The organism is Nocardia sp. NPDC051463, assembly GCF_040681975.1.
GTDB lineage: Bacteria > Actinomycetota > Actinomycetes > Mycobacteriales > Mycobacteriaceae > Nocardia.
In genome coordinates this window covers 301,066-317,966 of record NZ_JBFBAB010000003.1, presented here as the reverse complement: position 1 = coordinate 317,966, position 16,901 = coordinate 301,066, and the positions used below count along the sequence as shown (strand labels likewise).

Annotated in this window: 17 protein-coding genes; 9 read left to right on the top strand and 8 right to left on the bottom strand. The window is 66.7% G+C overall.

Annotated elements, in window-relative coordinates; genetic code table 11:
• Positions 1 to 87: 87 nt before the first annotated feature.
• Positions 88 to 1,872 carry a 2-isopropylmalate synthase gene (locus AB0M74_RS08770; RefSeq protein WP_364903519.1) on the bottom strand — a complete coding sequence of 595 codons (1,785 nt, stop codon included), beginning with the start codon at positions 1,870 to 1,872 and terminating at the stop codon, positions 88 to 90.
• A 174-nt stretch (positions 1,873 to 2,046) separates the two neighbouring features.
• Between AB0M74_RS08770 and AB0M74_RS08765 the strand changes: the two genes are divergently transcribed.
• The 4 genes from AB0M74_RS08765 (at position 2,047) to AB0M74_RS08750 (ending at position 5,509) form a co-directional block, all read left to right on the top strand.
• Positions 2,047 to 2,787, top strand: coding sequence for an FCD domain-containing protein (locus AB0M74_RS08765; protein ID WP_364903516.1), 741 nt, complete (start codon positions 2,047 to 2,049; stop codon positions 2,785 to 2,787).
• A complete protein-coding gene (locus AB0M74_RS08760) occupies positions 2,784 to 3,617 on the top strand; it encodes an ATP-binding cassette domain-containing protein (protein WP_364903512.1) in 834 nt (277 codons plus the stop codon). Before AB0M74_RS08765 ends, AB0M74_RS08760 begins: the two co-directional genes overlap by 4 nt.
• Before the next feature lie 195 nt (positions 3,618 to 3,812).
• Complete coding sequence (locus AB0M74_RS08755) at positions 3,813 to 4,169, top strand: YciI family protein (protein WP_364903509.1); 357 nt, start codon at positions 3,813 to 3,815, stop codon at positions 4,167 to 4,169.
• A gap of 14 nt (positions 4,170 to 4,183) precedes the next feature.
• Positions 4,184 to 5,509, top strand: coding sequence for an RNA polymerase sigma factor (locus AB0M74_RS08750; RefSeq protein WP_364903504.1), 1,326 nt, complete (start codon positions 4,184 to 4,186; stop codon positions 5,507 to 5,509).
• A 164-nt stretch (positions 5,510 to 5,673) separates the two neighbouring features.
• Here the strand turns inward: AB0M74_RS08750 and AB0M74_RS08745 are convergent, their stop codons facing one another.
• The 3 genes from AB0M74_RS08745 to AB0M74_RS08735 form a co-directional block, all read right to left on the bottom strand.
• Complete coding sequence (locus AB0M74_RS08745) at positions 5,674 to 6,438, bottom strand: alpha/beta hydrolase (protein WP_364903501.1); 765 nt, start codon at positions 6,436 to 6,438, stop codon at positions 5,674 to 5,676.
• Positions 6,439 to 6,518: 80 nt separating this feature from the next.
• Positions 6,519 to 7,013: a hypothetical protein gene (locus AB0M74_RS08740; protein ID WP_364903500.1), complete on the bottom strand. Its 495-nt coding sequence runs from the start codon at positions 7,011 to 7,013 to the stop codon at positions 6,519 to 6,521.
• The gene (locus AB0M74_RS08735; protein ID WP_364903497.1) at positions 7,010 to 7,378 is read right to left on the bottom strand and encodes a hypothetical protein; all 369 of its coding nucleotides are present in this window, start codon (positions 7,376 to 7,378) and stop codon (positions 7,010 to 7,012) included. Before AB0M74_RS08735 ends, AB0M74_RS08740 begins: the two co-directional genes overlap by 4 nt.
• Before the next feature lie 21 nt (positions 7,379 to 7,399).
• On the opposite strand from AB0M74_RS08735, the gene AB0M74_RS08730 reads away from it, so the two are divergent.
• Positions 7,400 to 7,993 (top strand): TetR family transcriptional regulator, encoded by a 594-nt coding sequence (locus AB0M74_RS08730; protein WP_364903494.1) that lies wholly within the window; start codon positions 7,400 to 7,402, stop codon positions 7,991 to 7,993.
• Between the two features lie 34 nt (positions 7,994 to 8,027).
• On the opposite strand, the gene AB0M74_RS08725 is transcribed toward AB0M74_RS08730, so the two are convergent.
• Positions 8,028 to 8,678, bottom strand: coding sequence for an HAD family phosphatase (locus AB0M74_RS08725; protein ID WP_364903491.1), 651 nt, complete (start codon positions 8,676 to 8,678; stop codon positions 8,028 to 8,030).
• 229 nt (positions 8,679 to 8,907) lie between these two features.
• Here AB0M74_RS08725 and AB0M74_RS08720 point away from each other — a divergent pair, with 229 nt between their 5' ends.
• Complete coding sequence (locus AB0M74_RS08720) at positions 8,908 to 9,582, top strand: PaaI family thioesterase (RefSeq protein ID WP_364903488.1); 675 nt, start codon at positions 8,908 to 8,910, stop codon at positions 9,580 to 9,582.
• 158 nt (positions 9,583 to 9,740) lie between these two features.
• Here AB0M74_RS08720 and AB0M74_RS08715 read toward each other — a convergent pair whose 3' ends face one another.
• Genes AB0M74_RS08715 through AB0M74_RS08705 form a run of 3 tightly spaced genes read right to left on the bottom strand, consistent with a single transcriptional unit; the run spans position 9,741 to position 12,884 of the window.
• Complete coding sequence (locus AB0M74_RS08715; protein WP_364903486.1) at positions 9,741 to 10,910, bottom strand: sulfotransferase; 1,170 nt, start codon at positions 10,908 to 10,910, stop codon at positions 9,741 to 9,743.
• 34 nt (positions 10,911 to 10,944) lie between these two features.
• Positions 10,945 to 11,721 (bottom strand): SDR family oxidoreductase, encoded by a 777-nt coding sequence (locus AB0M74_RS08710; RefSeq protein ID WP_364903483.1) that lies wholly within the window; start codon positions 11,719 to 11,721, stop codon positions 10,945 to 10,947.
• A complete protein-coding gene (locus tag AB0M74_RS08705) occupies positions 11,721 to 12,884 on the bottom strand; it encodes a hypothetical protein (RefSeq protein WP_364903481.1) in 1,164 nt (387 codons plus the stop codon). The genes AB0M74_RS08710 and AB0M74_RS08705 overlap by 1 nt, the downstream gene beginning before the upstream one ends.
• Before the next feature lie 115 nt (positions 12,885 to 12,999).
• On the opposite strand from AB0M74_RS08705, the gene AB0M74_RS08700 reads away from it, so the two are divergent.
• The 3 genes from AB0M74_RS08700 (at position 13,000) to cysC (ending at position 16,759) form a co-directional block, all read left to right on the top strand.
• Positions 13,000 to 13,887: a helix-turn-helix domain-containing protein gene (locus AB0M74_RS08700; RefSeq protein WP_364903478.1), complete on the top strand. Its 888-nt coding sequence runs from the start codon at positions 13,000 to 13,002 to the stop codon at positions 13,885 to 13,887.
• Between the two features lie 110 nt (positions 13,888 to 13,997).
• The gene (gene cysD, locus AB0M74_RS08695; protein WP_364903675.1) at positions 13,998 to 14,921 is read left to right on the top strand and encodes a sulfate adenylyltransferase subunit CysD; all 924 of its coding nucleotides are present in this window, start codon (positions 13,998 to 14,000) and stop codon (positions 14,919 to 14,921) included.
• Entirely contained in the window at positions 14,921 to 16,759 is a 1,839-nt protein-coding gene (cysC, locus tag AB0M74_RS08690) for an adenylyl-sulfate kinase (RefSeq protein ID WP_364903475.1), read from the top strand. The genes cysD and cysC overlap by 1 nt, the downstream gene beginning before the upstream one ends.
• Positions 16,760 to 16,901: the final 142 nt, after the last annotated feature.

Here is a 16,901-nt window from a genome sequence, read left to right as displayed (position 1 = left end):
TACTCGCGACGAGCCTGCAGAGCGTGCGCTCGTCGACTGTGACGGTAGCGGGCGGGGGTCGCCACAGGCCTTCCCGCCCCACGACCGCTACTTCACGCGCCGCCGCGCGAGGATGGCGGCCGCCCGGACAACGGCCGCGAAGGTCGCCTCCAGCACCGAAGCGCTTCTTCCGCAGGACCATTCGGTTCCGCCGTCGACACGGTACTCGAGGTAGGTGATGGCCGTGCCGTCGTTGCCGGAACCGATGGACTGCTGGGTCAGGTTCAGCACCTCGACCCGATGTCCGATGCGCGCAAGCGCCTCGGTGAGAGCCGCCACCGGGCCGATGCCACGATGTTCGGTCCGGTGGATGACATCGCCGACCGCCAGGGTGAATTCGGTGCTCGTGTCAGGACCGTCGCCGCGGGTTCGCCACTCCTTCAGACCGACCGGGCTCGGGTCCACTGCGTCGAGGTAGCTCGCCTCGAACAGGTCATAGAGCTCAGCCGCGGTGATCTCCCGGCCGGTGCCGTCAGTGTGCACCTGCACCCGTCTCGCGAAATCGATCTGCAGACGACGAGGCAGATCCATGCCGTATTCGGCGAGCAGCAGATAGGCGATGCCGCCCTTGCCGGATTGCGAATTGACCCGGATCACGGCGTCGTAGCTGCGGCCGATATCGGCAGGATCGATGGGCAGATAAGGGACCTGCCACTCGAGTTCCCGCTCCGGGACGCCGGTGGCACCCGCCCGCGCGCGATGCTCGGACATCCCCTTCTTGATCGCGTCCTGATGCGTGCCCGAGAACGCGGTGTGCACGAGATCACCCACGTACGGATGCCGTTCATGGACGGGCATCCGGGTGCAGTGCTCGACCGTGCGGCGAACCTCGTCGATATCGGAGAAGTCGATCATCGGATCCACGCCCTGGGCATGCAGATTCAACGCCAGCGTGGCGATGTCGACATTACCGGTGCGCTCGCCGTTGCCGAAGACGCAGCCTTCGACACGTTGCGCCCCGGCCAGCAGGGCCAGTTCGGCGCAGGCGATTGCGGTGCCGCGGTCATTGTGCGGGTGCACCGAAAGAATGACGCTGTCACGCCGCGCCAGATTCCGGTGCATGTACTCGATCTGGTCGGCATACACGTTGGGAGTCGCAGCCTCGACTGTCGCGGGCAGATTCAGGATCACCGGCCGCTGCGGGGTCGCCTCCCACAGCGTGGTCATGCGGTCACAGATGTCGAGCGCGAAGTCGGGTTCGGTCAGGTTGAACACCTCGGGCGAGAACTGGAAACGCACGTTCGGCATGTCGCCCGCGAAGGCGAGTACGTCGCGTCCGCCTGCCAGAATCAACTCCCGCAGTTCGTCACGATCCTTGCCCAGCACCATGTTTCGCCACGTCGGCGCCGTCGCGGTGTACATGTGGACGACCACGTCGTTGCGGATGCCGCGGACCGATTCGACGGTGCGCTCGATCAGATCTCTTCGGGCGGGGGTGAATACGACGATCGCAACGTCCGCCGGTGCGATATCGGTGTCCGCGATCAACCGGACGAAGTCGAAATCGGTCTGCGATGCCGAGGGGTAGCCGACCTCGATCTCCTTGTAGCCCATCGCGACCATCAGTTCGAAGAAGCGCTGCTTGCGAGCCGGATCCATCGGTTCGGCCAGTGCCTGGTTACCGTCACGCAGGTCGACAGGCACCCACAGCGGCGCCTGGGTGAGTCGCGCATTCGGCCATTCACGGTGCGCGAGTGGCACATCCACGCGGTCGTAAACCGTGCGATATCGGTGCGACGGCATCTGGGAATGCCGCTGCCGATTCCACCCGGGGGCAGTAGCGGGCACGTCGCCGGCGGGTGTGGCAATGGTGGGGAAAACGCGGGTACTCATGTTCGGGTCTGCTTCCTGGCTTTCGGCCGTCACACAAAGGAGTGACCGGCCACGACAAAGCCCCACGGCGGGGGGCCGGTCGTTCAGGCCCCGCCGTGGCGGCTAAGGAGAAGCATGGTGCGCGTCATGATGGCTAGACTATACACAACTCCTCAGACAAGTAGAGAGGTTGTGATGGTTACTCCCAGCACGCGGGCGGACGGAGATCCCGGTGCACCGCGCCATCGGACCCCCGATAGTCCGGCCGCTGCGCAGGTGCGACGTCATCCGTTGGCAGCACAGGCCGCTGAACTGCTCCTGGCGCGCATCCGCGACGGCGAGTGGCCGCTCGGTCACCGGTTGCCAGGGGAAACCACCCTCGCCGCCCAACTCGGCGTCGGCCGGTCGACACTGCGTGAGGCCATCCGGGAGCTCGCGGGCAAAGGTGTACTCGACAGCCGCCAAGGCGCGGGTGTCTTCGTCACCGCGCTCGATGTCACCGAGGACTGGGACGTCGTGCTACGCCGCACCACCATCGTCTCGGTGATCGAGGCCCGCATCGCCATCGAGGCCGAGGCCGCCGCACTGGCCGCGCAGCGCCGCACTCCCGCCGATCTGCGCGTGATCCGGCGCGCGCTCGCCGCGCGGGAGACCCGCGGCGGGCCGATCCCCGAGCATGTGGATGCCGATATGGCCTTCCACCGCGCCGTCATCGCCGCCGCGCACAATGACGTACTGACCCAGCTTTTCGATACCTTCCTGCCCCGGCTGCGCACGGCGATGATCGACATGCTCAAGATCCGCCCGGTTGCCTCCGAACCGGCCGACCATGACGCCCACATTCGGCTCACCGATGCGATCGCACACCGAAACTCCACGGCCGCAGCAGCATTCAGCCGCTCCCACCTGTCGACATTGAAGGAGGCGTTCACGTGACCCGCACACCGGTGCTCGAACTGGCGGACGTGACATTCCGCCGCGAGGGCAAACAAATCATCGACGGCATCTCGCTCACCGTGCACGCGGGCGAGCACTGGGCCCTGCTCGGCCCGAACGGCGCGGGCAAGAGCACCCTGCTCGGGTTCTGCGGCGCGGTCACCTTCCCGACTTCCGGCACGGTCCGGGTGCTCGGGGAGCAACTCGGCCGGGTCGAACTGGCGCGCCTGCGCCATGCCATCGGTCACGTCAATCCCCGCCACCCCCTGCAGTACCCGCTCACGATTCGTCAGGTTGTGCTGACCGGCATCACCGCAACCATCGACACCCCGATGCGCTGGACCCCGACCGCTGACGAATTGCGCCGCGCCGACGCCATGATCGACACCATCGGCCTCAAAGGCAAAGCCGAAGACACCTGGCCCACCCTGTCCCAGGGCGAACGCGGTCGCACCCTCATCGCCCGCGCCCTCATCGCGCAGCCGCGCCTGCTGCTGCTCGACGAGCCGTCCACCGGCTTGGACGTGGCGGCCCGCGAACAATTGCTGGAAACCATCGACACCCTCGGCGACACGCACCCCGAGGTCGCCTCGGTGCTGGTCACCCACCACCTCGAGGAACTCCCGAGCACCACCACCCACGCTCTGCTCATCGCGGACGGCCGCACCGTCGCCTACGGCCCCGCCATCGCCACGGTCACCACCGACAACGTCACCGCCGCCTTCGACCACCCGGTCCGAGTCACCTACGACCACGGCCGCTGGACCGCCCGCGCCGCCCACCACACCGGCCCGTGGACAGCGCCGACCGACACCGAGCCCAGCCACTGACGGTCGGCAACCTGCGCCGAACTGGCCGACCGCACCCCGGCTAGTCCGCGAGTGGCAGGATCGGTGCTGTGCCCAGGCCAGCGCAGCGACCGATTCGCGGAAAGTTCCCGGGTGATGTCGATTCCGGCCGTGGCCGTTCGATGCAGTGGAGTGAGGATCGGACGATCCTGACGACGACGAGCAAAGGATGCCGCTATGCGTTACATGATGCTGATCCGCCTCGATAGCTCCACCGCTCCCGCGGAGGTGCCGGACGACGCCATGATGGAAGCCATCGGCAAGGTGATCGAGGACATGACCAAGGCGGGGGCGCTGCTGGACACCGCGGGACTGCACCCGATCGCCGAGGCGACGCGGATCTCGCTGTCCGGCGGAAAGCTCACCGTGCTCGACGGGCCGTTCACCGAGTCCAAAGAGGTGGTCGGCGGATACTTTCTGCTGCAGGCCAAGTCGAAGGCGGAAGCGGTGGAATGGTCGTCGCGCTTCCTCGAGGCCCACGGACCGGACTGGGAGGTCGACGTCGAAATTCGACAGCTCGACGAGCCCGCCTGATCGGACTCCCGCCGATGAGTCGTGAGCAGCCGTCCGGACAGCACCCGGGTCGCGTCGTCGAGGCGGTGTGGCGGATGGAGTGGCCGCGCCTGGTCGCGGGCCTGACGCGCATCGTCGGCGATATCGACACCGCCGAGGAACTGGCACAGGACGCGCTGGTCGCCGCGTTGGAGCAGTGGCCACGCGACGGGGTGCCGCCGAATCCGGGCGGCTGGCTCATGCTCACCGCGAAGCATCGGGCGATCGATCTGGTCCGGCGCAACCAGACCTTCGCGCGCAAGGTCACGCTGCTCGGTCGCGAACTCGCGACCGAGCAGCAGGAGCAGCCGGGCCTGCTGGTGGCGCTGGATCCGGCCCCGGCGATCGAGGACGATCTGCTGCGGATGATCTTCACCGCCTGCCATCCGGTGCTGTCGTCGCAGGCGCGCGTTGCCTTGACGCTGCGCCTGGTCGGCGGCCTGACCACCGAGGAAATCGCGCGGGCGTTCGTGGTCTCGGAATCGACTGTCGCCCAACGCATCGTGCGCGCCAAGCGGACGATCGCCGCACGCCGCATCCCGTATGCGGTACCACACGGTGCAGCGCTGGCCGGCCGCCTCGACTCCGCGCTCGAGGTCATCTATCTGATCTTCAACGAGGGATACTCGGCAACCGCGGGCGCGGATTTGCTCCGCGTCGAGCTGTGCGAAGACGCGCTCCGGTTGGCACGAATGCTCGCCATGCTCATGCCGGAAGAGGCGGAAGCGCACGGTCTCGTCGCGCTGCTGGAACTGCAGGCCTCGCGCTCGCGGGCTCGCATCGGTCCGGCGAAAACCCTGGTCCTGCTGGCAGATCAGGAACGATCCCGCTGGGACCACCTGCTGATCCGCCGCGGCTTCGCCGCCCTCGGCCGCGCCCACGCGATCGATCGGAACCGCGGCCTGCCACCGGGCCGCTACACCCTGCAGGCGGCCATCGCCGCAGTCCACGCCTTGGCGCCCAGCGCCGAGCAGACCGACTGGCGACGTATCGCAGGCTTGTATGCGGTTCTCGCCGAACGGTTCCCATCCCCCATCGTCGAACTCAATCGAGCTGTGGCGGTGAGCAAGGTGCACGGCCCCGCCGCCGGACTCGAACTCGTGGACGCACTGGTCGCGGCCGGCGTGCTCGACAGCTACCACCTGCTGCCCGCCGTCCGGGGCGACCTGCTCGCGCACCTCGGCCGACACCACGAGGCCCGCGCCGAGTTCACCCGCGCCGCAACACTGACCGGCAATGATGCCGAGCGGGCGCTGCTGCTCGGCCGAGTGGCGGAGTGCGAACGGACATCGAGCGAAGGGTCGGATGCCGAGCCGAGCTAGTGCGCCGACATCCCTTTGTGCCGTGCGGCACGCCGGGTGCCGACCACGTCGTGAAACGGGTGGACGGCACCGGCGACAAGGCCGTCTGCACACCTGTCTCGTCTTCGACAGTCCGCCGCGCACGTAAGCCATCGCGGTTCGACACGTCGCGGGGGCGGCTCAGGTCACGCTCGACGAATCGGCTGCCAGGTCCGCGGCGGCTCGGAGGTCAGGAATGCGCCGACTGCGCGGTACACCTCAGCGGGCTTCTCCACGACCAACAGGTGCGAAGCACCGTGCACGACAGCCAGCTCGGAGTTCGGGATCGCGCGGTAGAGCGCGATGGTGTGTTCGAGACTCATCGCGTCATCGTCCGCGACGACGACGAGGGTGCGGCTCGCGATGACCGACAGGTCCTCGACCGTCAGATTCGGCTCCGCGCGCGCCATCCGCTGCAACTTCTCGGCGATAACCCGGAAGTGGGCTTCGCCGTCCGGTGAGACCTCGCCATAGCGGGCCGCGAGGCGCTGCATCGGCTCTTCGTGCGCGAATCCGTCGAGCACGCCGGGCAGCAGGCCGTCGCGATGGAAGTTTCCACTGATCGAGACCAGTTTGCCCACCAGATCGGGGCGCTGTATCGCAACAATAAGTGCGACGATCGCGCCGTCGCTGTAGCCGACCAGATGCGCGGATCGGCCGACGACTTTGTCGAGGAAGGCAATGGTGTCCTGTGCCATCAGCTCGTAGGAGATCGGTCCTTCGACATCCGGCGTCCGCCCATGTCCACGCCGATCCATCCGGTACACGTGGAAGTGTTCGGCGAGGCCTGCCACGGCGGGATCGAACGAGCGTGAGTCCACGAACCCGCCGTGCAGCAGCAACACCGGATCCCCGGCACCGACCTCGTCATACCAGGTCCGAACATCGCCGAGCTGAACAAAATGCGCCATAGCTGGATCATGCCCGAATCTCCCGCCCACCATCCGAGGCGGTCTCGAATCGCGGGCCCCGGCACACCGAGGCCCGCACATCATGCGAGAGCGCGCTGTTCCGCCTCAGCCAGCTTCTTCAACGTCAGCAGCTGCTTGCGCATCATGATCAGGTCACCGAGCGCCAGCGCTCGCGCGACGATCCACGGTGCGCCACAATGCATCCGAACCACGAGACGGGTTCCGCTGCCCTCGGGCCGCACCGCGTAGGTGACGCACACTTTGCCGGTGACCAGCGTGATATGCCTGCCGAGGACGAAGGACACCAGATCGAACTGGGACATGAAACGTTGCCCCACTTCGAGTTCGGTGAGCTCGGGGTCACGGCGGCGCGGGCTGCGGCGGCCCAAGCGGTCGAGCAGATCGTAGCTATAGGGCGCTACGCGAAGCTGACACAGCCAGGCGTAGACCACCTGTGGTGATGCGTCGATGCTGATGGCCCGGTCCGCTTGCACCCCATCGAATTCCAGCGCGTCGCACGGCAGGGGTTGTTCACACTCGGCCTCGGTCGCGCCCCAGACCAACCCGGGGATCATGCTGCCGCCGCTATCTGGCGCAGCAACCGGCGCACGACCACCTGGTGACCGCCGCTCCCGATCACCAGCGCTCGGTAGATCTTGCCGTGCAGGCCGGGGAACTCGCCCCACGACTGCGCCCGGATCCGAGTCCGGCTCGGCCCCTCTTCGTCGAGTTCGAAGATCAGCGCGTAGCGCGAGAACCAGTGCCTGCCCGACAACGCCAGCCGTGCGGGTGCGTCGGCCGCGTCGAGCTGGAATCCCGTCGGCGGATGAGACGGGTCGTCCGGGTCCTTGCACATGACTTTCAGCAGCGCTTTCCATGCCCGATCCCGATTCGCGTCGATCGATCTGGCATGCTCATCAATGTAGGGCAATCGCTCCATATAGAAGGAACGTACTAGTACATGGCGCCACCCCGCAAGCACGACACCGATGTGATCCTCGACGCAGCGCGCACCCTCGTGCTCGCCGACGGCCCCCGAGCGGCCAGTGTCGCGGCGATCGCCGCGGCGAGCGGCGCGCCCGTCGGCACGCTGTACCACCGCTTCGGCAACCGCAACGGCGTTCTCACCGAAGCGTGGTTGCGCGCGCTCACACGCTTTCAGGAGCGCGTTATGGCGGGCGCGGGCGACCGAGACCCGGTCGAGGCAGGGGTGGCGATGGCGGTGGCAGCCGTTCGATTCGGTCGCGAATTGCCGGACGACGCAAAGCTTCTGCTCAACCTGCGTCCGAGCGACCTACTCGACGGCGGCCCCGACGCGGAGTTTCGCGGCCGCCTCGACCGGATGAACGCGCCTTTGTTCGAGCACCTGCGGCGCCTGGCCCGCGACCTCCTCGGCACAGACGGCGACCGGGAGATCGACGCCGTCAGCCGGGCCGTCGTCGATCTCCCCTACGCCGCACTGCGCCGACATGCCCATGCCCGCGAGCTGCCCGATTGGCTCGACACCGACCTCGCCACCGCGGCGCGCACACTGTTGACCTCGTACCGGCGCTGACGCGCAGGAGGAACGATCGCAGCGAAGCCCGGCCCTATCCGGAAACCAGGTCCGGGGTCAGCTCATCGAGCCCACCGATGACATGCGCGGCCAACGCCAGCGCATCCGGCGCGGGCGGGTACTCGGGCCGCGGCGCGGCGATCACCCGCATGCCCGCCGCATGGGCCGCACGCAGTCCGTTGCTCGAATCCTCCACGGCGGCACACTCGGTCGACTTCTGACGCAGAAAGCCCGCGACGGCCACATACACATCCGGTGCGGGCTTGCCCCGATCCACTTCCTCGGTCGAGAACGTGACAGTGAAGAATTCGATCAATCCCGTGCGGCCGAGCACGGTGTCTATGAGGGTGCGCGGCGAGGAACTCGCCACTCCGAGCGGCCAGTGCTCGCTCATCCGCTGCACCGCGGCGACCGCGCCGGGCAGCAATGGCACCTCCTGGTCGTAGTGGCGCGCCATCCGCTCGATCACGTCGTCGGCCACCGTATCGGGTGCCGCACCGACGCCGAGTTCGCCGCTGAGATAGTCCGACCACTCCCCTGTGCTCATGCCCATCAAGCGCTGTTGGGTGTCCGGTAGCCAGCGGCCGCCCTTCTCTGCGACGTACTCGCGCCGCACTTGCTCCCACACCGGCTCGGAATCGATCAGGACGCCGTCCATATCGAAGACAACTGCCGTAATACGCATCGGGACAAAGCCTTTCGCCAGCCACGCCGGAAAGTGGCGATCGAAGAACAATCACCTGACCGACGTCTTTCGGGTTCTTCGGAAGACCTGATGGAGGAGCATCGTAACCGGCAAGCTGAAACACTCGAATTGCGTGCCCCGGAATCGGTGGATCTGCCCACCCCGACGGTACCCGCCGCGGCAGACCCCGCGCGGCGAGCATTCCGCCGGCAACCGATAACGTGTTCTCATGAACGAACAGCAGGCCGGCGACTCGCTACCCGACAAAGAGCATCACGAGGGCGGGTTCCGGCCGATGTCCGAGCTGATCGGCGCACGCGATGAGCAGGATGCCGACATCACCCGGGGCGGCCCGCACTACGGCGAATTCATCGAGCAAGTGCGTAGCCTGATGGATCGCGTGCGGCTGGCCAGCCCGTCCGATGAGCTGGCATTGGAGACGATCGGCGTCCTGAAACAACTCAACGACAAGCTGGACGCGGCCATCGTCGATGAGTGGTCCATACCCGCCTGGACCAGGTTCGATCTGCCCGCCCGCGGAAACATCACGCTCCCGCCTTTCATGATCGACCACGCCGATGCGAGCGGTGTCGACGCCCGTGTCACCTTTCGCACCTTCCACCTCGGCGGCAATAATGCCGCGCACGGCGGGCAAGTGGCCATCGGTTTCGACGATCTGCTCGGCATGGCCGCGGCGGTGCACGCGGGATCGGTGACCAGAACCGCCTCCCTCACCGTGGACTACCGATCCATCACCCCGCTCAACACCGAACTGACGGTCCGGGCCTGGGCCGAGCGCCAGGAGGGCCGCAAGGTTTTCGTACGCGCCACCCTGCACGACGGCGACCGGCTCTGCGCCGAGGCACGCGGCCTGTTCATCGTGCTCAAACCCGGGCAGCCGTGAGCCGATAGTTCGCCGGGTCCGGCTTTGCACACGCGGGCACGCGCCGCAACGGCATCGCGCCGAGACGATGCCGGACCATCTTCCGCGCTACCCGAACACGGACCGAACCGTCGCACGAATCTCGGTGGGACGGAGCAGTATCCGACCCACCGAGTCGCTTACCTGCCGGGGAAGTGCGCGTTGCGATAGTCGGCGAAGCGGGCATCGACCTGATCGGCGGTCAGCCCGAAGTCCGCCAGTGTGTAGCGGTGCGCCGGACGCGCAGCGCCCGAGGTGCTCTCCGAATGCAGCGCCGCCATCGCCGATTCGGCCTCCGCGCTCAATGACAGACCGAAGTGCTGATAGATCGAGCCGACGGTACCGATCGGGTCGGCGACGAAATCGTCGTAGTACACGTCGCAGAACTGCGCGGCATCGTGGTGCTTACGGTCGGCGAGGAACCGGTCCGCCCCCCTGGCCCACAGGTCCAACTGGGTCGCGCCGACGACGGGTCCGCGGAACTTGTCCGACCACCCCGCCGAGGCCTGCTCGTTGAGGCTGCACACCGATCCGATAATGGTGCGCGGATCCCGATGCATCTGGATGACCAGCGCATCCGGGTACGTCGCGAAGATCGCGTCCAGCGCGAACAGATGGCTGGGATTCTTCAACACCCATCGGCGGCCGGCATCCGGCAAGCCGATCAGCTGCAGGTTGCGCCGGTGCCTGCGGTAGGCGCCGGTCCAATCCTGTGTGCGCAACCATTCTGAGTAGCCGGGCAGATAGCCCAGGCATTCGTAGGACACCGACATCGCCGACTGCCGCAGCAACTGCCAGCATTCCTCCACCTGGTCGGCCGAAATATGGTGCACACCCATGAATTCCGGGTGCTCCACGTGATGTTTCTCGAACGCGGCCTCGATCCGCTGGTAGACCGGGTTGTCCGCCCACGTCTCGCGCGGCGGCCGCGGCTGCGGCATCTCGGTCAGCCACATTTCCAGACCCTGGTGCGCCGGGTCCGCGTTGAGCAGCCGGTGCACCGCCGTGGTGCCCGAGCGCGGCAGCCCGGTCACGAAGATGGGCCGTTCGATCGCCACCTCGGCGTGCTCGGGAAACCGCTGCCACGCGGATTCACTGAGCAGTCGTGCGATCAGCGCGCCGCGCAGAAATGCGCGATTCACCTTGTTGCCGAAGGGGGTCAGCTCCGCGTCCTCGGCATAGGACTCGAGCAGTACCTGCAGTCCTTCGCGGTAGCCGTCGTCGCCGAAATCGTCCAGCCCGACGACCTTGGTCGCCGAGGCGTGCAGATCATCGATGGTGCCGACGTCGTCTCTGCCGATCACAGTCATCTCCTCAGAATTGATGCGGGACACCCGCACCGGGTCAGTGGTGGTACTCGCCGCCGTTGACATCCAGGCAGGCTCCGGTGATCGCCCGCGCCAACTGCGAGGCGAAGAACACCACGGCGTCGGCGATCTCATCGGGTTCGGGCAGCTTGCGCAGATCGATGGTTTTCGCCGTCTCGGCGTAGACCTCTTCGGCGGTGATCCCGCGCTGCTCGGCGAGATAGTTGAAATACCACTTCAGGTTGTCGGCCCAGATATAGCCGGGGGCAACGGAATTCACTCGGATACCCTGCGGACCGAGCTCGGTCGCCAGGCTCTGCGCAAGCGCGAGCAGGCTCGCCTTGGCCATCTTGTACGGACCGAAGGTGCGTCGCGAATGCCGCAGCACCGCCGAGTTGATCATCACCACCGACCCCTTCGACTCGGCGAGCGCCGGCACGAACAGACGGGTCAGCCGCAGTGCGGCAAGCACATTCGTCTCGAAGCCGGCCCGAACGTCGTCCAGGTCGACAGTCGCCAGATCGGTGATCGGCGGAATCGCGAATGCGTTGTTCACCAGGGTGTCCACCCGACCGAACGCGCTCTGCGCGGTCTCGACCAGATTGACCACGGCCGCCTCGTCGTTGATGTCGGTCGGCACCACCACCGCGCGCCTGCCGAGTTCGGTGATCTCCTCGGCCACCTCGGTCAGTCGCGACTCGGTGCGCGAGGCGAGCACCACGTCGGCGCCTGCGCGCGCACTCTGCACCGCGATCGCCCGGCCGAGTCCGGGACCGACACCCGAGACCACAACGACCTTGTCCTGCAACAACATCAGCCCAACATCCTTTCCGCCACGGCGACCTGACGCGCCGCGATCCGTGCCCGCCACTGTTGCGGAGTCACCCGCGCCTGTTCGTAGAACGGCAGCCGCTGCGGTAGTTCGTCGAGCGCGACCACCTCCACCGTGGGTCCGTCTTCCGGCTTCATTTCCCGCGCCAGTCGCTGCCAGCGGAACTGTAGGTATCCGCGCGCGTGCCCGGTGCGCTCGATCCAGTTGGCCAGTCCTGGATCCTGTTCGCTGACCACGAGCCGGATCATGCCGTCGGGGTCGACTCGCGCCTGGTCTGCGGTGAGGCTGGTCTGGTGGTTGATGTAGTCCAGCGACAGATACCACATGCTGCCGAGTTGGAAGCCCTGATACGGCGCATCGGATTTCGGCACCGTGATGATCATGACCTGGTCGTCGTCCAGCTCGTAGTGGCCCGCCGAGGAGAATTGCGTCGTGAGGCCGCCCGGGGTGGAACGCGGCTCGGTCATCGTATTGACGGGCAGGTTGAGATAGAACCACTTCGGGAAGGCCAGGAAGGTGTTCAACCGCGACAGCAGCATCTTTCCCGCGACCCCGTAGCGCTTGGTCATCAGATCTTTGGTCAGCGGCGGCGGCGCGTCGCCGATTCGGTCCACCCGCTGGATGCGAACGGTGCCGGGCTTCTCGGTGGCCCAATCGCTGTAGACCTCACGAATCACGAGCATGGCGGAGTCCGGTGCGAGATGCACATAGCCGGGGCACGCCGCACCCGGTCCGAGGCGTAGCTCGTAGGAACCGTCCGCGGCGACCTCGATCGCGCGGTCGTCGAATGCGGTGAGGCTGTCGGGGACCTCGACCGGCGAGTAGTCGCCATTGAGCACCTGGAAACTCAGGTCGCGGGTGCTGCCGCGCTTGCCTGTCACCACATATTCGGCGTCGGGTCGCAGGTAGGAGTGGAAGTAGAGGGTGTCCGGGTTGTCCAGGCCCATTTTCGTGTACGGCCCGGTGGACTGCACGAAGAACGGAAAGTCCCGCTCATAGGCCCAGGCCATCTGGATGGCCGCGCGGATGCTGCCCGCGAGATAGTCGTAGCCCTCGACGAGATCCTGTTCGGTCCGGATGTGTGGTGCGCCGGTGATGATCTGCTCGGCGGCGGCGATGGCGTCCGCGAACGGCTGTGTCAGCAAGTGGCTTCCCGTTGTCTCGAGCGACCGGCGAACAGTCGCTGCTGGTGTTCCAAATATGTACCGGTCTGGTACATTTCTATACGAGCAAGATTAGAACGTGTTCTAGGAGTGGTCAATGGTTGCCCGTAGATCCGCGCCCACCCAGCGGGTGGTCCAAGTGCTGGACTTCTTCGTCGAGCGGCGTGGCAAACGCTTCGGCCTTTCCGAGCTGGCCCGCGAGCTCGACCTGGCGAAACCGACCTGCCTGGGCATTCTCACCGAGCTCAGCGCGGGCGGCTACCTGGTTCGCGACGCGCACACCCGCACCTACGGCCTCGGACCCGCGCTCATCGCGGCGGGCCGGGTCGCCCAGGACAGCTTCGCCATCTCCGCCATCGCGCGCGGCGAGCTGGAGAAACTCACCGCCGAATACCGCACGACCTGCACCGCGTCGGCAGTGGTCGGCGAGCAGATCACGGTACTGGAGAGCACCGGGCCCGGCATGGTCAAGGTCGGCGCCTCCTATCTGTTCGCGCCGCCGGTCGGCCTGATGTACGTGCTATGGGACTCCGACGCGGCCTTCGACGCCTGGCTGGCCAAGCCGCCGACGGTGCCGCTGCAGCAGGATGTGGCCCGGTTGCGCCAGGTCGTCGCGGAGTGCAGGGAGCGCGGATATCTAGTAGAGAGCCTGACCGGCGCGGGTCGCCGCCTGTACTCCCTACTGGCCGGTGTCGCCGCCCGTGACCTGCCCGAAGAGGTGCGCGAACTCGTCGGCGAGCTGGTCACCAGTCTCGGGGAACGAGTCCATCTCGGCACCGATCTGCGACCACGCAAGGAACATCCGGTGAGCTTGCTGGCCGCACCGACCTACGGCGGCGACGGCGGACAGAACATGGTGCTCACCATGTACGTGGGCGCCGCCATTACCGGCGCCGAAATCGTCCGCCGCGGAGCCGCTCTCGTGGCCGCCGCCGATGCGGTGACCGCCGCGTCCGGCGGACGCAAACCCGAGCCGCCCCATTGACCAAGGAGCGAAACGTGTTCTAGTTTTGATTGGTGAGCCAGTACGCAAAGTCGACGGCGAGCACCGAAGTAGGTGCTGCCGGACATAGTCCGTCCGAAACACGCGCACGGCTGGAGCGAACGCGGAGGTACGCCTACGAGCTCCCACATCTGGACGCACTCGAGGCCGAGTCGGCACACATCTTTCGTGAAGTCGCGGCGACGTTCGAGCGGCCGGTGCTGTTGTTCTCCGGCGGCAAGGACTCGGTGGTGATGCTGCACCTCGCGGCCAAAGCCTTCTGGCCCGCGCCGCTGCCGTTCCCTGTCATGCACATCGACACCGGGCACAATTTCGACGAGGTGATCGAATTCCGGGATCGCACGGTCGCGCAACTGGGCCTGCGGCTGGTGGTCGGCAGCGTGCAGGACGACATCGACGCGGGCCGCTCGGTCGAGGAGACCGGGCCGCGCGCTTCTCGCAACCGGCTCCAGACCAACACCCTGCTGCGCTCGATTCGGGAGCACAGATTCGACGCGATATTCGGTGGCGCGCGACGGGATGAGGAGAAGGCCCGCGCCAAGGAGCGTGTGTTCAGCTTCCGCGACGAATACGGTCAGTGGGATCCGCGCAACCAGCGGCCCGAACTGTGGAACCTCTACAACGGGCGCCACCGCCCGGGCGAGCACATCCGGGTGTTCCCGCTGTCGAACTGGACCGAGCTCGATATCTGGCATTACATCGCCGCCGAGCGGATCGAACTGCCGCCGCTGTACTACGCACATCGTCGCTCGGTAGTGCAGCGCGACGGGATGCTCCTCGCGCACACCCGCTTCCTCGAGCTCCTCGACGGCGAGCAGCCCTATGACACCACGGTGCGGTTCCGGACGGTCGGCGACGCGACCTGCACCGGATGCGTGGAATCGACGGCGGCCACCCCCGACGAAGTGGTCGCCGAAGTCGCCGCGACCCGCGTCACCGAGCGCGGCGCCACCCGCGCCGACGATCGCATTTCCGAGGCAGGCATGGAAGACCGCAAACGAGAAGGCTACTTCTGATGACGACGACAACCATGTTGCGCCTCGCCACCGCGGGCAGCGTCGACGACGGCAAATCCACCCTGATCGGGCGGCTGCTCTTCGATTCCAAAACCATCTTCACCGATCAACTCGCCGCCGTGGAGCGCACCAGCCGCGATCGCGGCGACGATTACCCCGATCTGGCACTGCTCACCGACGGCCTGCGCGCCGAACGTGAACAGGGCATCACCATCGATGTGGCGCACCGCTATTTCGCCACGCCCCGACGGAAATTCATCATCGCCGACACACCCGGCCACATCCAGTACACGCGCAATATGGTCACCGGCGCCTCTACCGCGGACCTCGCGTTGATCCTGGTGGATGCCCGCAAGGGCATCGTCGAACAGACCCGACGGCACGCCTTCCTTGCCAGCCTGCTCGGCATTCCGCATCTGGTGCTGTGCGTGAACAAAATGGACCTGGTCGGTTGGTCGCAGGAACGCTACGACGAGATCCACGACGAATTCGCCCAGTTCGCAACCAAACTCGACGTCGCCGACCTCGCCTTCATCCCGATGTCGGCCCTCACCGGCGACAATATCGTGCACCGCAGCACCGCCATGCCGTGGTACGAGGGCTCCCCCCTCTTGCACCACCTGGAAGAGGTCCACATCGCCTCCGATCGCAACCTGATCGATGCGCGTTTCCCCGTGCAGTACGTGACCCGCAGGCATGCCGAGAATTTCCGCGGCTACGCGGGCACCGTCGCGGGCGGGGTGTTCAAACCCGGTGACGAAGTGGCGGTGCTGCCGTCGGGATTCACCAGCACCGTCGCGGCGATCTGGGGGCCGGGCGGCACCCCGGTCGCAGAGGCGTTCCCGCCACAGGCGGTCACCATCCAGCTCACCGACGAAATCGACATCGCGCGTGGCGATCTCATCTGCCGCCCGGCTAACCGGCCGTACGCCGATCGCGACCTCGACGCCATGGTGTGCTGGTTCACCGAGGAGTCCGAGCTGACCCCCGGCGCCACCTACACCATCCGGCACACCACCCGCACCGCCACCGCCGAGATCCGCACCCTCGACTATCGACTCGACGTGAACACGCTGCACCGCGACGAGACAGCGGAGTCCCTGTCGCTCAACGAGATCGGCCGCATTCAGCTGCGCACCCGGCAGCCGCTGTTGTTCGATCCGTACCGCCGCAACCGCACCACCGGCAGTTTCATCCTCGTCGACGAAACCACCAACAACACCGTCGCCGCGGGCATGATCACCGGACCGAGCCTGCCGTCCTCCCGAGTGGTCTGGCACTCCACCGCCGTCGGGCGCGACGAGCGCGCGACCAAGGGCATGACCGTCTGGCTCACCGGGCTCTCCGGCTCCGGGAAGTCCACAGTCGCGGTGGAACTCGAACGCAGGCTGGTCGCGGCGGGCCGCCCCGCCTTCCTGCTGGATGGCGACAATCTGCGTCACGGTCTCAATTCCGACCTGGGTTTCGCCGCGGCGGATCGCGTCGAAAACGTCCGCCGTGTAGGCGAAGTAGCTCGACTGTTCGCCGAAGCCGGTGTGGTGGCGGTGGTTTCCCTGATCAGTCCCTACCAGGCCGATCGCGACAGGGCACGAGCCGCTCATGAAGCCGCGGGCATCGCCTTTGTCGAAGTCTTCGTGGACACGCCGCTGGAGATCTGCGAATCCCGCGATCCGAAGGGGATGTACGCCAAGGCCAGAGCCGGGGAGATCCGCGGCTTCACCGGAATCGACGACCCGTATGACGTACCGGCCGATCCCGAACTGATCTTGCGTCCCGACGACGGGGATCCTGCCGCCATGGCCACCACCATCCTCGCCAAGTTGGCGGATCTGGACTGACGGCCGTATTCCGGTGCCGTTGAGGGGCCGCTACCGGCGGCCTCTCAACGGACGACGCTATCGACGGGGCGATCGCCCTTGCACCACCCAGCTCCAGTCGGGCGCCGAAATCCGCACTGTCCACTCGTGTCGATCACCAACC